This window comes from Pararhizobium sp. LjRoot255 (genome assembly GCF_964252905.1).
Taxonomy (GTDB): Bacteria; Pseudomonadota; Alphaproteobacteria; order Rhizobiales; family Rhizobiaceae; genus Pararhizobium.
In genome coordinates, this window is the sequence record NZ_CAXUPQ020000001.1 from 275,016 (window position 1) to 288,841 (window position 13,826).

The window sequence follows — 13,826 nt, forward strand, 5'->3', positions numbered from 1 at the left end:
GCAGTCGACTCAGAACTCGACCGGCTCCAGCGGCGGGCGCGTCTTTTCGAATTCCCGCAGCGCCGCCTCGCGCTCGCCAATGTAGTTTCGAGTATAAGGCACGGCATCCTGCTCACGCGAAAGCTGGATCTGGAAGATCAACAGCTTGTCGTAAAGAAACGCGGTCTCGGACGCCGCAAGATAGAACTCCCACATGCGGAAGAAGCGCTCGTCATAAAGCCGGATCGCTTCCTCCTTGCGCGCCGTGAAGCGGTCGCGCCAGGCCCTTAGCGTGTGGGCATAATGCATCGGCAGGATCTCGATATCCTTGATCATCAGCCGCGCTTTCTCGATCGCCGGCAAGACTTCCGAGAGGGCCGGCATATAGCCGCCGGGAAAGATGTATTTCTCGATCCAGGGGTTGGTCGCCCACGGCTTTTCCGCCTGACCGATCGAATGCAGCAGCATCACCCCCTTCGGAGCAAGCAGGTCTGCCATCTTGCTGAAGAAATTGCCGTAATTGGCCATTCCCACATGCTCGAACATGCCGACGGAGACGATGCGGTCGAACGTTTGGTTCGCCATCGTCCTATAGTCCTGCAGTTCGAAACGAACACGGCCGGCGAGCCCGCGCTTTGCCGCCCGCCCGCGGGAAACCTTCAATTGCTCTTCGCTGAGCGTGATGCCGGTGACTTCGACGCCCGAGGATTCGGCAAGGTACATCGCCATGCCGCCCCAGCCGGAGCCCACATCCAGCACGCTTTGGCCGGGCTCCAGCAGCAGCTTTGCCGCGATATGGCGCTTCTTCGCCGTCTGCGCCTCATCGAGGCTGATGCCGGGCGGATCGAAATAGCCGCAGGAATATTGCCAGTCCTGATCGAGAAACAGATCGAACAACTTACCGTCGAGATCGTAGTGATGGGCGACATTGTGCTTGTTGCGGTTGACCGGCAGGCGGCTTTTGACCTGCTGTTCGGCGACGTGCAGGAGGGCGGTGACGGTGTTGCTGACGGTCGCCGCCCGTTCGAGGCCATTGGCCTTCATCATCGAAATGACATCGAAAATGTTGCCCTCATCGATGACGAGGCGCCCGTCGACATACATCTCGCCGAATTTCAGGCCCGGATCTCGCAGGATCGCTTTTTCGGCTTCTTCATCGACCGTCCGGAACGCGATAGGCTGACCGGAGCCATCCCCCAGGATAGCCTGTTCTCCAGACGAAAGGGCAATGCGCAGATTGCCTTTTTGAACCAGCCGGCGAAGCAGTTTCAGAAATGTTGTGCTCATTCCATACCTCAGCCACAGCCCATCGGATCGTTCCGCTGGATACTCGCGCGGCTCCCGGTCTCGACATGTCGCCGGAAAATCCGGTGACGGGAAAGCCGGAGCTGGAACGCCATCGGGGCCGCCAAAACCAAGCCTTGCTGGAAGAACAGTGATACCGCCAGTCGGCATGCCGGGCAGATCGTCTGGGCGCTCCCGATCGGGAACCATCAGAACGGGTATTAAACTAGCGCGATTTCGCTTTTCCGCAATGGCCTTCGGCTGGGCCCTCAAGATTTATTTGCTTGGTAAAATTAGCAAAATCAAAGGGTAACTACGCCCCGCCCGTCGAGACGTGCCCTGTCGTGCGGCCGGTCGAGGTCCAGCTCGGGGCCGATGGGGACGATCCGCGTCGGGTTGATATGAGCGATGGAATAATAACCGCGCTTGATCTGATCGATCCGCGCGGTCTCGCGGATGCCTGGCCACTGGTAGATCTCTCGCAGATAGTCCGACAGGTTCGGATAATCCTCCAGCCGCCGCAGATTGCATTTGAAGGCGCCGTGATAGGCGGCATCGAAGCGGATCAGCGTTACGAACAGCCGGATGTCGGCCTCGGTGAAGTGAATTCCGGCGATGTAGCGGTTCCGCGACAGGTGCGCTTCGAGCCTGTCGAGCATGTCAAAAAGGCTTGTCACCGCCTCCTCGTAGGCACATTGCGTCTTGGCAAAACCAGCCCGGTAGACGCCGTTGTTGACCTTCTCATAGATCGGCGCGTTCCAGCGGTCGATTTCCGGGCGCAGAGTCTCAGGGTAGAAATCAAGCCTGTTGCCCGTCAGATGATTGAAGGCCGTGTTGAGGATGCGAATGATATCGGCGGATTCGTTGTTGACGATGCGGCCTTCCTTCCGGTCCCAGACCACCGGGACGGAGACCTTGCCGGTATAATGCGGGTCGGATGCCGTGTAGAGTTCATGCTGATAACGGATCTTCCCGACGCGCGGGCCAGCATCCTGCGGCTCGGCATAGCTCCAGCCGTTTTCGCCCAGTTCCGGTTCGGCGATGGAAACGGAGATAATGTCCTGCAGGCCCTTCAGATTGCGCATCATCAGCGTGCGGGACGCCCAGGGGCAGAGGAAGGAGACGAAAAGCTGATAGCGTCCGGTCTCGGTGGGAAGCGCCGCCTGGCCGTCCGGCCCCGGCGATCCATTGGGGGTGATCCAGCTGTGGAAACGGGTCGGTTCGCGATAAAAGGCGCCGTCCTTCATCTCGCTGGCAGCGACATCGCCTGTTTCCCATTTTCCATCGACCAGTTGCGGCATCGTGTCTATCCTATTCAAACCCAAAACGCCGAGCGCTTCATTTTGTTCGGAAATCCCACGTGCCTGCAGAAACGACAAGACGGTGTTTCCTCGACAGACTGTTCGACGATCGGCGCAGAGTGCCGACATGACAGTTCCAGCTTGACGCGGTATCATCATGTCGATAATTCTCGACATATGGACAATAATAACGCCGTCAATGCTTTTGCCGCTCTCGCCCAGGGTACCCGCCTGGATGCCTTCCGGCTGCTCGTCTCCCACGAACCCGGTGGCCTGCCCGCCGGGGAAATCGCCCGGCTGCTCAGCATTCCGCACAATACCATGTCGACGCATCTGGCGACGCTTCAGCGGGTCGGCCTCGTCACAGCCGAGCGGCAAAGCCGGTCCATCGTCTACCGCGTCAGCCTCGACAGCCTGCGCAATGTCGTGACGTTTCTTCTCAAAGATTGCTGTTCCGGCCACCCCGATCTCTGCGCGCCGCTGATTGCAGACCTCGTTCCCTGCTGTACTCCAAAGGAAAAGGCTATGTCTGAACGCATCTACAACGTGCTCTTCCTGTGCACCGGAAATTCCGCCCGCTCCATTCTCGCCGAGGCCATTCTGAATGCCGAAGGAAAAGGTCGCTTCAAGGCCTATTCGGCGGGCAGCTATCCGAAGGGGACCGTTCATCCCCTCGCCCTGAGGGAACTCAGCGCTCTGGGCTACCCGTCAACAGGCTTCAGTTCCAAGAGCTGGGATGTCTTTGCCGCAGACGACGCGCCGCAGATGGATTTCATCTTTACGGTTTGCGACAACGCAGCCGGCGAGGCCTGCCCCGTCTGGCTCGGACATCCGATGACGGCGCATTGGGGCGTCGAGGACCCTGCAGCCGTCGAAGGCAGCGAGTTCGAAAAGGAACGCGCCTTCTCGCAGGCCGCCCGGTTCCTGAAAAACCGCATCACGGCGTTCCTCGCCCTGCCGCACAGCTCGATCGACAAGCTGGCAATGGAAACACATCTGCGCCAGATCGGCGCCATGGAAGGGGCAACGATCAGCCCGGCGAAGGCCGGGTGATGTCAGCATTCGACTTGCAACGCCGCGTCTTTGCCGAAGCGCTCGGAACCTGTCTGCTGGTCGCGACCGTGGTCGGATCGGGCATCATGGCCGATGGGCTGACGGATGATGTCGCGCTGTCCCTGCTTGGCAATACGCTCGCGACCGGCGCCATTCTGGTGGCGCTGATCACGATCTTCGGGCCGATCTCCGGTGCGCATTTCAACCCGGCCGTCTCATTGGTGTTCGCGCTGAAGGGTCAATTGCCGCGGCGCGAGCTGGCATTGTACATCGTCGCACAATGCCTGGGCGGCATCGCCGGTACGGTCGCAGCCCATCTGATGTTCGATCTGGCTCCGATCGAAGCGTCGCTGAAGGTACGAACCGGGGCGGCACAATGGTTTTCCGAGGGCGTGGCCGCCTTCGGCCTCGTCGCCGTGATCCTCGGCGGCATCCGATCTGATCCCAAAAGCGTGCCGTGGCTGGTCGGGCTCTACATCACCGCCGCCTACTGGTTCACCGCCTCCACATCTTTCGCCAATCCTGCCGTGGCGCTGGCGCGGTCGCTGACCAATACATTTTCCGGCATCCGTCCGCTCGATCTCCCGGGTTTCGTCATCGCCGAAATTCTGGGCGCCGTTTGCGCGCTTGCCCTGATGAACTGGCTGCTGCGCCAGCCCTCCGCCAATACCTAAACACCCACGTCAGAGGCCATCATGACCGTTACCATCTATCACAACCCCGATTGCGGCACCTCACGCAATACGCTCGCGATGATCCGCAATGCCGGGATCGAACCTGTCGTAATCGAATATCTCCACAACCCGCCAAGCCGGGACGCTTTGAAAACGATGATCGCGGATGCCGGGCTTAGTGTGCGCGAGGCGATCCGCGAGAAGGGTACACCGTTCGATGAACTGGGCCTTGCCGATCCGGCCTTGACCGACGACCAGCTTCTGGATGCGATGCTGGCGCATCCGATCCTGATCAACCGGCCCTTCGTCATCACACCGATGGGCACGCGCCTCTGCCGGCCATCCGAGGTCGTTCTCGATATCCTGCCGGAAACGTACAAAGGCCCCTTCGCAAAGGAAGATGCCGAGCAGGTACTCGATGCAGAGGGCAAGCGCCTTGTCTGATCTGCCCGCAGCACATGCACAGCACCTGCGCCTGCCGGACCGCGAGGCGTTGCGTACGCCGCTCTCGGCCCATCCGCCGCGCATCCTCATTCTCTACGGCTCGCTTCGAAGCGTTTCCTACAGCCGGTTGCTGGCCGAGGAAGCCGGCCGTCTGCTTACGCATTTCGGTGCGGAGGTCCGTTTCTTCAATCCGGAAGGCCTGCCCCTGCCCGATGCGGCCCCGGCCAGCCACCCCAAGGTTCGGGAACTCAGGGACCTGTCGCAATGGTCGGAGGGCCAGGTCTGGGTCAGTCCCGAGCGACACGGCGCCATGAGCGGCATCATGAAGGCGCAGATCGACTGGATTCCGCTTTCGGTCGGCTCAGTCCGCCCGACGCAGGGTCGCACGCTTGCCGTCATGCAGGTCTCCGGCGGCTCGCAGAGCTTCAATGCCGTCAACCAGATGCGCATTCTCGGGCGCTGGATGCGGATGATCACCATCCCCAACCAGTCGTCCGTCGCCAAGGCCTTTCAGGAATTCGATGCGAATGGCCGGATGAAACCATCCTCCTACTATGATCGCGTCGTCGATGTGACGGAGGAACTGATGAAATTCACGCTGTTGACGCGCGACATCTCGGGCTATCTCACCGACCGCTACAGCGAGCGCAAGGAAGATGCAGAGAAACTCGAGCAGCGTGTCGGCTTGAAGGCCCTATGAGCCACAAAAAAGGCGCCGTTGCCAGCGCCCTTCTTTTACTTCGGAAACTCCAGCCCCATCTCGCGGAAGCGCTCGGGGTCGTCACCCCAGTTTTCGCGCACCTTGACGAACAGGAAGAGGTGGACCGGCTGTTCAAGGATCTCGGAGAGTTCCTTGCGCGAGGCCATGGAGATCGCCTTGATCGCTTCGCCGTTCTTGCCGAGCGCGATCTTCTTCTGGCTGTCGCGCTCGACATAGATCACCTGCTCGATGCGCACCGAGCCGTCCTTGCGTTCCTCCCATTTCTCCGTTTCGACATGCGAGGAATAGGGCAGTTCCTGATGCAGCCGCAGAAAGAGCTTTTCGCGGGTGATCTCAGCGGCGAGCTGGCGCATCGGCAGGTCGGAAATCTGGTCTTCCGGATAGTACCAGGGGCCTTCGGGCAGCTTCATCGCGAGATAGTCGAGCACATCGTCGCAGCCCGAGCCGGTCAGTGCCGAAATCATGAAAGTGCGCTCGAAGTCGACATATTCGTTGGCCGCCGTTGCGAGCTTCAAGAGGTCCTCGCGCGAAACCTGGTCGATCTTGTTGAGCACCAGCATCTTCGGCTGTTCGACTTCCTTCAGCCCTTCTAGAATGGTCTCGGCGTCGCCCTTCAGCCCGCGTTCGCTGTCGATCAGCATCATGATGGCGTCGGCATCCCTGGCGCCGCCCCAGGCGGTCGTCACCATGGCGCGGTCGAGGCGGCGCCGCGGCTTGAAGATGCCAGGCGTATCCATGAAGACGATCTGGGCCTGTTTGTGGATGGTGATGCCACGGACGATGGCGCGGGTCGTCTGCACCTTGTGGCTGACGATCGACACCTTGGCGCCGACCAGCCGGTTGAGCAGGGTCGACTTGCCGGCATTGGTGGCGCCGATCAGCGCCACGAAGCCGGAACGGGTGGCAACGCTTTCGGGCGGTGCCGTCTTTACATCATCTTGGCTCATAGTGTCCGTAATTCCGATTGTGCGCCGGGCGCCGGTGGGCGCAGGGTCGCATGTCTATCAAAAGATTGCCTGATCTTTCGGGAGGATCCTTGCCTCCGGACAGGTCAGGCCGTCGTCGCTGTCTTCCAGACGCCTTCCCGCTCCAGGATTTTCGTGGCGGCTACCTGTTCGGCGGCTCGCTTGGAGCGGTCGATGCCGGTTGCCGGCGCAATGCCCGGTATCTCCACCGTCACCGTAAAGCGCGGATCGTGATCAGGCCCCGACCGGTCGTCGATGCGGTAGCTCGGCGTCACGCCGAACTTGGCATGTGCCCATTCCTGCAATTCGGTCTTGGCATCGCGGCGCGCACCATCGACCCGGCTTGCCCGCGCCGACCAGTGGCGCTGAATAAACCCCCGCGCCGCTTCCAGTCCGCCATCGAGATAGATCGCCGCGATCAGCGACTCTACCACATCGGCGCGCACATTCAGCATGTGTTTTCCGGTGAGCTTTTTCACGTCAGCGCCGGTGCGAATGAAGAGGTGCAGCGACAGCGCATCGGCAACAAGCGCACAGCTTTCGGCGCTGACCAACTGGTTCAGGCGAACGGAGAGTTCGCCTTCGTCAGCCTCCTTGAAGGTCTGGAACAGCAACTCGGCGACACAGAGCCCGAGCACGCGGTCCCCGAGGAATTCCAACCGCTCATAGTTCGAGCCTTTGGCGTTGCGGGCGCTCGCATGGGTCAGCGCCCGGTCGAGCCGCTCCTTCTGAGCGAAGTTGTATCCGATCGCAGCTTCAAGGCGCTCCCGGTCCTCCGTGTTCAGCGAACGGCTCTTACTCATTCAACGGCCTTGAAAAGGCGGTCGTAGCGCAGGTTCGTCGGCCACTTCCACACTTCACGGAATGACGTGTCGTTGCCGAGCGAGAAGAAGATCATGCTGGCCCGGCCGACAAGGTTCTGGGCAGGCACGAAACCGACGTCGAACCGGCTGTCGGCCGAGTTGTCGCGGTTGTCGCCCATCATGAAATAATGGCCTTCGGGGACGATGAACTCGCGGGTGTTGTCGCCACGCGAATCCGGAAACTGGTCGAGCGTGTCGAAGTTCACGCCGTTGTCCAGCGTCTCGCGATAGACTGGAACCTCGGCGCCCGTGTCATACTGGTCGTCGGCGCGGAAGGCGCCGTCCGGGACACGCGGAACAGGTTTGTCGTTGACGTAGAGAATACTGTCGCGAACCTGGATCCTGTCGCCCGGCAGACCGACCAGGCGCTTGATGTAGTCGATGTCCGGGTTTGGCGGGAAACGGAATACGACGACATCGCCGCGCTTCGGCTCACTCGCAAAGATGCGGCCGCTGAACAGGTCCGGCGCGAACGGCAGGGAGTATTTGGAGTAGCCATAGGCGAACTTGTTGACGAAGATATAGTCGCCGACGAGAAGCGTTGGCATCATGGAGCCAGAGGGAATGGTAAAGGGCTGGAAGAAAACGGTGCGGATCACCACAGCCAAGAGAAGCGCCTGGATGATGACCTTGACATTTTCCCAAAGGCCACTCTGCTTCTTTTCTATCTTTTCTGCCACGCCGTCGTTCCTTGATCTGGTCATTGCTCGCACCGCTCCGTGTCGAACGAAGATATTACTTGCGGTCTACATCCTGACGGGGATTTGATCACAGGCCGTCCGAAGATATTGCGCCCGACGCCGCTTTTCAAATGAACCACGCCCGTTTTCCGGTCCGCTTCATGCGGACATGCTCTAAACGCTTCCTTTATCGGGGGCAACGGGCAGAGCTTCGATTATCACGAAGGCCTGCGCCAGGGGGAAGTCATCGGTGATCGTTAGGTGAATGACGCCGCGATGTCCGGCCGGCAGCATTTCGGCCAGCCTTTCGGCAGCACCGCCCGTCAACTGCATGGTCGGCTTGCCGCCCGGCAGATTGACGACTCCCATGTCCTTCCAGAACACGCCCTGCGCCATGCCCGTCCCAAGTGCCTTGCAACAGGCTTCCTTCGCCGCGAACCGCTTGGCATAGGATTCGGCGCGGTTTTTCCGGCCTTCGGATTTCCGGATCTCTGTTTCGGTGAAACAGCGCTGGCTGAACCGCTCGCCGAAGCGTTCAAGCGAGCTTTCGATACGCCTGATGTCGATCAAGTCACTGCCGATGCCGATAATCATCGAACGAAATACCTTATGAGAGTTTGAGGCGCGCCTCACCGGACAAGAGCAAACAGACGGCCGCCTGCCAAGTTAAAAATTCGCGAGATCAAAGACCGTTCGCCGATCCCGCCGTGCGCGGCTGCACCTTGCTGGAGCGCCGGACCTGGCGGCGGGACTGGAACAGTTTGACGGCTTGGAAGGCCACGACATAGAAAGCAGCGGCACTGCCGGCCGCAACCGGCACCGAACCAATCAGCAGCGGCTTCAACACAGGCTCCCATAGATGCATGAGTTCAAGATGCCCCAGCATATGGAGGATGTCTTCCCCCGTCAGAGCACCGCTGCCGCCCGTACCGAGGATCATCGCGCCAACCTCGTAGGTCGCGACGAGAATGACCGGGATGGTCAGCGGATTGGCAAGCGCGGTGGTTATGCCGGCTGCGATCAGATTGCCCGACAAGAGATAGGCGAGAGCAAGCGCGATGAGGATGTGAAAGCCGATAAACGGTGTGGCGGAAGATGCCGCCCCGGCGGCAACGCCGACGGCGATGGAATGCGGAGAGGACGATAGCCGCAGAACGCGCATCGACAAATACCGGAGGCCACGCGAAAAGCCCTTTCGCGGCCACAGAAACTCACGGAGCCTTCCCGACAAGGTTGCTGGCTTCTTGCGTCTGAACAACATGCTGTCCTGATAGACATGCGGATATGGCTGCTCAATGGCGGCCGCGGGAAAATCAGCATTCCGACACAGCATATCTGGCCGTCATGCCAGACACCTGATGGCGCCTGCACCTCATGCGCAGTGAGCCCGGTCCGGCATGCATCATTTGCATAGGTCCCGGCAGCCTGCGGAAACAGGCAGCCGGACGGCAGCCTGACTTAGAAGTTGCGGAACAGGCCCCGATCAACCTGACGCTGACGGTATTCCAGATCGATCCGGTCGAGCGAACCATTGAGATAGTTCATTTCGCGCTCTTCGACGGACGGTACGCGCAGGGCGCGGGTGATATTCTTCAGTTGCTTAAACATGGTAAACCTCTTTCGTTTACCTCCCGACGCTGAAGATAGGTGAGGCTGCGCTAATTCACCAGCGCTACAAAGAGGCGGCAGCCATGCGCAAGATGCATGGCACGCACATCATCTCCCCACAAAGTGCACATTTCCAGGGCAATTGCCGCCCGGCTATGCGGAAATGCCGCCAATCGTGACCGGATGTGGGCGTAGCTCGCGGCCGGAAGCCGGGCAATGCCGCACATGCGGCATCACTCGAAGACGCGCTTGACCGTGGAAACGCTCGGCAATTCGCGGATCTGGGTAATCAGGTGATTGAGCTGGCGGAGATCCCAGACTTCCAGATCGAGCTGGAACTCGCTGAAATCGGCGGCCACCTGGCCCATCGAGAGCGTGCGGATGTTGATGTCGCTGGTCGCGATCGACTGGGCAATTTCGGCAAGCGTACCGGGCTCGTTCAGCGCATTGATCTGTATGCGCGCCATGAAGCGGGTGTTGTTCGCTTCGTCGAGATCCCAGCGCACATCGATCCAGCGCTCGGACTCGTCGTCGAATTTCTGCAGGCTGGGCGACTGGATTGGATAGATCGTGATGCCCCGGTCCTTTTCCATGATGCCGACGATGCGGTCACCGGGCACGGCGCCCGAGGCGCTGAAATGAACCTCGGCGTTACCGGACAGCCCGCGAATAGGCAGAGCTTCCGGGCCCTCCCCCTCAAGCATGTCGAACATATCCTTGGGCCGGTTTGGCAGCTTGAACACCATGCCGGCGGCACTGCGCATGTTGAACCAGCCTTCGTCCTGCGGCTTTATCGTGACGCGCTCGTCCTGATGATCAGGGAATACGGCGCGCAGCACGTCGAGTGACGACAGTTCGCCGCGGCCGACTGCTGCAATTGCGTCCTCGATATCCTTTTGACCGAGCCGATGCAGGACCGGCTTCATCGCTTCGCGGGTAAATGACTTGCCCGCCCGCTCGAACGTGCGCTCGAGAATGCGGTAGCCAAGCCCGGAATATTGCTTGCGCACGGCAGCCCGGGTCGCGCGTCGAATGGCGGCGCGCGCCTTGCCGGTGACGACGATTTCTTCCCAGGCGGGCGGCGGCACCTGGATGCCGGAACGGACGATCTCGACCTCGTCGCCATTGTTCAGCCGGGTGACCAGCGGCATGATCCGGCCATTGATTTTCGCGCCGACACAGGTGTCGCCGATATTGGTGTGGACGGCATAGGCGAAATCGATCGGCGTCGCGCCACGCGGCAAGGCGATCAGCTGGCCTTTCGGGGTGAAACAGAAAACCTGATCCTGGAACAGTTCGAGCTTGGTATGCTCAAGGAATTCTTCCGGATTGTCGCCTTCAGCCAAGGATTCGATCGTCCGGCGCAGCCAGGAATAGGCATTCGACTTCGGCGACAGCTTGACGTCCCCGGCGGGCTCGACACTGTCCTTGTAGAGCGTATGGGCGGCAATCCCGTATTCGGCGATCTCGTGCATGTGGCGCGTGCGGATCTGCAGTTCGATGCGCTGGCGGGATGGTCCGACGATTGTCGTGTGGATCGACTGATAGTCGTTCTGCTTCGGCGTCGAGATGTAGTCCTTGAACCGTCCAGGCACGACGCGCCAGCGGGTATGGACGATGCCGAGCGCCCGGTAACAGTCCGGGATGTCGGCAACGATGATGCGGAAGCCCCAGACGTCGGACAGCTGCTCGAAGGAAAGCGACTTCGATTGCATCTTCTTGAAGACCGAATAGGGTTTCTTCTGCCGCCCCTTGACGACGGCGCCGACCAGCCCCCTTGCCAGAATGAGTTCGCCCAGTTCGTCCTCGATCTTCTTGATCAGCCCTTCGTTGCGCGTTGACAATTCGTTCAGGCGGCGGGTGACCGTCTCGAAGGCTTCGGGATTGATGTGGCGGAACGAGAGGTTTTCCAGTTCCTCGCGCATATCCTGCATACCCATGCGGCCGGCAAGCGGCGCATAGATATCCATCGTCTCCTCGGAAATCCGGGCGCGCTTTTCCGCCGACATATGATCGAGCGTGCGCATGTTGTGCAGCCGGTCGGCAAGCTTGACGAGAAGTACGCGCACGTCGTCGGAAATCGCCAGAAGCAGTTTGCGCAGATTTTCCGCCTGCTTGGCCTTCTTCGTCACCAGATCGAGCTTCTTGATCTTGGTCAGCCCTTCGACAAGCGCACCGATATCCTCGCCGAACAGATCGTCAATCTCGGCGCGCGTCGCCGTCGTATCCTCGATCGTATCGTGCAGAAGTGCCACCGCGATGGTCGATTCATCGAGATGCATCTCGGTGAGGATAGCGGCGACTTCGAGAGGGTGGGAGATATAGGGGTCGCCGCTCGCCCGCTTCTGCTGGCCATGTTTCTGCATGGCGTAAACATAGGCCTTGTTCAGCAGCGCCTCGTTTACATCGGGCTTGTATTTTTGAACGCGCTCAACGAGCTCGTATTGGCGCATCATCCGCTAGCGGCTCCAGGGGTATCCGGAAAACAAAAAGTGCGCCAATCATAGGAGTGGCGCACTGCTTTGCAAATACCGGCGTTACGCGATTTCGGAACGAAAACGCGGCATTGCGTCAGAGCGTCGCATCCGGCGACAAGCCGGACGCGCAATGGCTCAATAGTCGTCGCTTTTTTCCGGCGGAACCAGGCCTTCGATGCCGGCCAGCAGTTCTTCTTCCGACATGCGGTCGAAGGTGATCGGCTCCGGCTGATCATCGTCTTCAGCCGTTTCAGCGAAGGCCGCAGCGGCATCGCCGCTGATCATCGACGATGGATCGGGCTCAGGCTCGTCCACTTCAACATGCTTCTGCAGCGAGTGGATCAGGTCTTCCTTCAAGTCGCCGGGAGACAGGGTTTCATCTGCAATCTCGCGAAGGGCAACGACCGGATTCTTGTCGTTGTCGCGGTCGATGGTGATCGCAGCACCCTGCGAGATCAGGCGGGCTCGATGGCTTGCCAGAAGGACGAGTTCGAAACGGTTATCGACTTTGTCGATGCAATCTTCAACAGTGACGCGGGCCATTGCCTGTCCTTTGGGTCTCAAGAGCGCAGCTTCAATCACGGATACCCTGAAATGATCCGTCGCTTGCGCTGATTAACAACATCGGAACCCGGCCAGCCGTCGGCCTGACGCTATGCGTGGCTCCGATTTCAGGAATTAACCTGCCCGATACAATCAAAAGCGGACAAATTCAAGTTTTTCCTGCATTTCAACAAAAGATATCCGCGCAATGCCAGCAGCAGCGTAATCGCCACGCCGACGCGACGCGATTGCGGTCAATCGATCGGCTTTAACATCCTCACAAATGATGATTGAATGCCACTAAAGCCTATTGTCGTTCTAGAAGGCGAATATTGGCTTAAACGGCATGGCCCGACACAATGTCGGCAAAAATAATCCCAAATAAAGCCACAAACTTCTCATTCTTAGCAAAAAAGTGCGAAAAATAGCTATTTCAACCGGGATTTTCTTAGACTAAGCAAATTGCGGTGTAGATGGTTGGCATATGAAGAAATCTTTTAGATGGCTAGCATATGAAGAAATCTTAATGTAAGCGAGATTATTCCGCCACTGGTGCCTATTCGCGCGCGTCAGGTTGAAAATCAAAAACACTGAGACAACAAAAAGGATAAAACGATGTTCGACCCCCGCGAAAAAATCGCCCTATTTATCGACGGCGCGAACCTCTACGCCGCCTCGAAAAGCCTTGGTTTCGACATTGATTATCGCAAGCTGCTCAAGGCTTTCCAGAAGCGCGGCTACCTTCTTCGCGCCTACTATTACACGGCACTGATCGAGGACCAGGAATACTCGTCCATCCGTCCGCTGATCGACTGGCTAGACTACAACGGTTACAAGGTTGTGACGAAGCCCGCGAAGGAATTCACCGATTCCCTCGGCCGGCGGAAAATCAAGGGTAACATGGACATCGAACTGGCCATCGATGCGATGGAACAGTCCGAAACGGTCGACCACCTTGTCATCTTCTCCGGCGACGGAGACTTTACGACGCTGGTGGAAGCGCTGCAGCGCAAGGGACGCAAAGTCTCGGTGGTCTCGACCATGTCGACACAGCCGCCGATGATCGCAGACGACCTGCGCCGCCAGGCCGATCACTTCATCGAACTGGTCAGTCTCAAGGCCGAAGTCGGTCGCGATCCCTCCGAGCGAGCGCCCCGTGCCACCGAACCGGTCAGCGACGACGCCAGCGAATGAAACCATAAGGACCGGCCGCTTGCGACCGGTCCTTTGAATT

At 59.4% G+C, this 13,826-nt stretch carries 15 protein-coding genes and 1 pseudogene; 6 read left to right on the forward strand and 10 right to left on the reverse strand.

The genetic code is table 11. The features are described 5' to 3' along the window. Nucleotides 1–9: 9 nt before the first annotated feature. A complete protein-coding gene (locus tag ACSQ2W_RS01405) occupies nt 10–1,266 on the reverse strand; it encodes a class I SAM-dependent methyltransferase (protein ID WP_436084632.1) in 1,257 nt (418 codons plus the stop codon). A gap of 299 nt (nt 1,267–1,565) precedes the next feature. Then, on the reverse strand, nt 1,566–2,564 hold the full coding sequence (locus tag ACSQ2W_RS01410; protein WP_436084633.1) for a glutathione S-transferase family protein: 999 nt from the start codon (nt 2,562–2,564) through the stop codon (nt 1,566–1,568). A 177-nt stretch (nt 2,565–2,741) separates the two neighbouring features. On the opposite strand from ACSQ2W_RS01410, the pseudogene ACSQ2W_RS01415 reads away from it, so the two are divergent. From ACSQ2W_RS01415 to arsH, 5 genes and pseudogenes are all read left to right on the forward strand, one after another. Beyond that, a pseudogene (locus ACSQ2W_RS01415) lies at nt 2,742–2,978 on the forward strand (ArsR/SmtB family transcription factor); the annotation flags it as partial. A 111-nt stretch (nt 2,979–3,089) separates the two neighbouring features. Next, the gene (locus ACSQ2W_RS01420; protein WP_436087640.1) at nt 3,090–3,617 is read left to right on the forward strand and encodes an arsenate reductase ArsC; all 528 of its coding nucleotides are present in this window, start codon (nt 3,090–3,092) and stop codon (nt 3,615–3,617) included. Beyond that, a complete protein-coding gene (locus tag ACSQ2W_RS01425) occupies nt 3,617–4,291 on the forward strand; it encodes an MIP/aquaporin family protein (protein WP_436084634.1) in 675 nt (224 codons plus the stop codon). Before ACSQ2W_RS01420 ends, ACSQ2W_RS01425 begins: the two co-directional genes overlap by 1 nt. A 21-nt stretch (nt 4,292–4,312) precedes the next feature. After that, nucleotides 4,313–4,735: an arsenate reductase (glutaredoxin) gene (gene arsC, locus ACSQ2W_RS01430; protein ID WP_436084635.1), complete on the forward strand. Its 423-nt coding sequence runs from the start codon at nt 4,313–4,315 to the stop codon at nt 4,733–4,735. Beyond that, nucleotides 4,710–5,435: an arsenical resistance protein ArsH gene (arsH, locus tag ACSQ2W_RS01435; RefSeq protein WP_436084636.1), complete on the forward strand. Its 726-nt coding sequence runs from the start codon at nt 4,710–4,712 to the stop codon at nt 5,433–5,435. Before arsC ends, arsH begins: the two co-directional genes overlap by 26 nt. A 35-nt stretch (nt 5,436–5,470) precedes the next feature. On the opposite strand, the gene era is transcribed toward arsH, so the two are convergent. The 8 genes from era to rpoZ all read right to left on the reverse strand — a co-directional run bounded on the left by era (nt 5,471) and on the right by rpoZ (nt 12,592). Then, a complete protein-coding gene (gene era / locus ACSQ2W_RS01440) occupies nt 5,471–6,403 on the reverse strand; it encodes a GTPase Era (protein ID WP_436084637.1) in 933 nt (310 codons plus the stop codon). 104 nt (nt 6,404–6,507) lie between these two features. Continuing rightward, complete coding sequence (gene rnc, locus ACSQ2W_RS01445) at nt 6,508–7,224, reverse strand: ribonuclease III (RefSeq protein WP_436084638.1); 717 nt, start codon at nt 7,222–7,224, stop codon at nt 6,508–6,510. Then, on the reverse strand, nt 7,221–7,964 hold the full coding sequence (lepB, locus tag ACSQ2W_RS01450) for a signal peptidase I (protein ID WP_436084639.1): 744 nt from the start codon (nt 7,962–7,964) through the stop codon (nt 7,221–7,223). Before lepB ends, rnc begins: the two co-directional genes overlap by 4 nt. A gap of 174 nt (nt 7,965–8,138) precedes the next feature. Continuing rightward, complete coding sequence (gene acpS / locus ACSQ2W_RS01455) at nt 8,139–8,558, reverse strand: holo-ACP synthase (RefSeq protein ID WP_436084640.1); 420 nt, start codon at nt 8,556–8,558, stop codon at nt 8,139–8,141. An 88-nt stretch (nt 8,559–8,646) separates the two neighbouring features. Continuing rightward, a complete protein-coding gene (locus ACSQ2W_RS01460; protein ID WP_436084641.1) occupies nt 8,647–9,225 on the reverse strand; it encodes a DUF2062 domain-containing protein in 579 nt (192 codons plus the stop codon). A gap of 197 nt (nt 9,226–9,422) precedes the next feature. Beyond that, nucleotides 9,423–9,572, reverse strand: coding sequence for a DUF3563 domain-containing protein (locus ACSQ2W_RS01465; RefSeq protein WP_436084642.1), 150 nt, complete (start codon nt 9,570–9,572; stop codon nt 9,423–9,425). A 233-nt stretch (nt 9,573–9,805) separates the two neighbouring features. Then, a complete protein-coding gene (locus ACSQ2W_RS01470) occupies nt 9,806–12,028 on the reverse strand; it encodes a RelA/SpoT family protein (protein ID WP_436084643.1) in 2,223 nt (740 codons plus the stop codon). A 156-nt stretch (nt 12,029–12,184) separates the two neighbouring features. Continuing rightward, on the reverse strand, nt 12,185–12,592 hold the full coding sequence (rpoZ, locus tag ACSQ2W_RS01475) for a DNA-directed RNA polymerase subunit omega (RefSeq protein ID WP_113006685.1): 408 nt from the start codon (nt 12,590–12,592) through the stop codon (nt 12,185–12,187). Nucleotides 12,593–13,207: 615 nt separating this feature from the next. Between rpoZ and ACSQ2W_RS01480 the strand changes: the two genes are divergently transcribed. Further along, nucleotides 13,208–13,786 (forward strand): NYN domain-containing protein, encoded by a 579-nt coding sequence (locus tag ACSQ2W_RS01480; RefSeq protein WP_436084644.1) that lies wholly within the window; start codon nt 13,208–13,210, stop codon nt 13,784–13,786. The last annotated feature ends 40 nt before the right edge of the window (nt 13,787–13,826 follow it).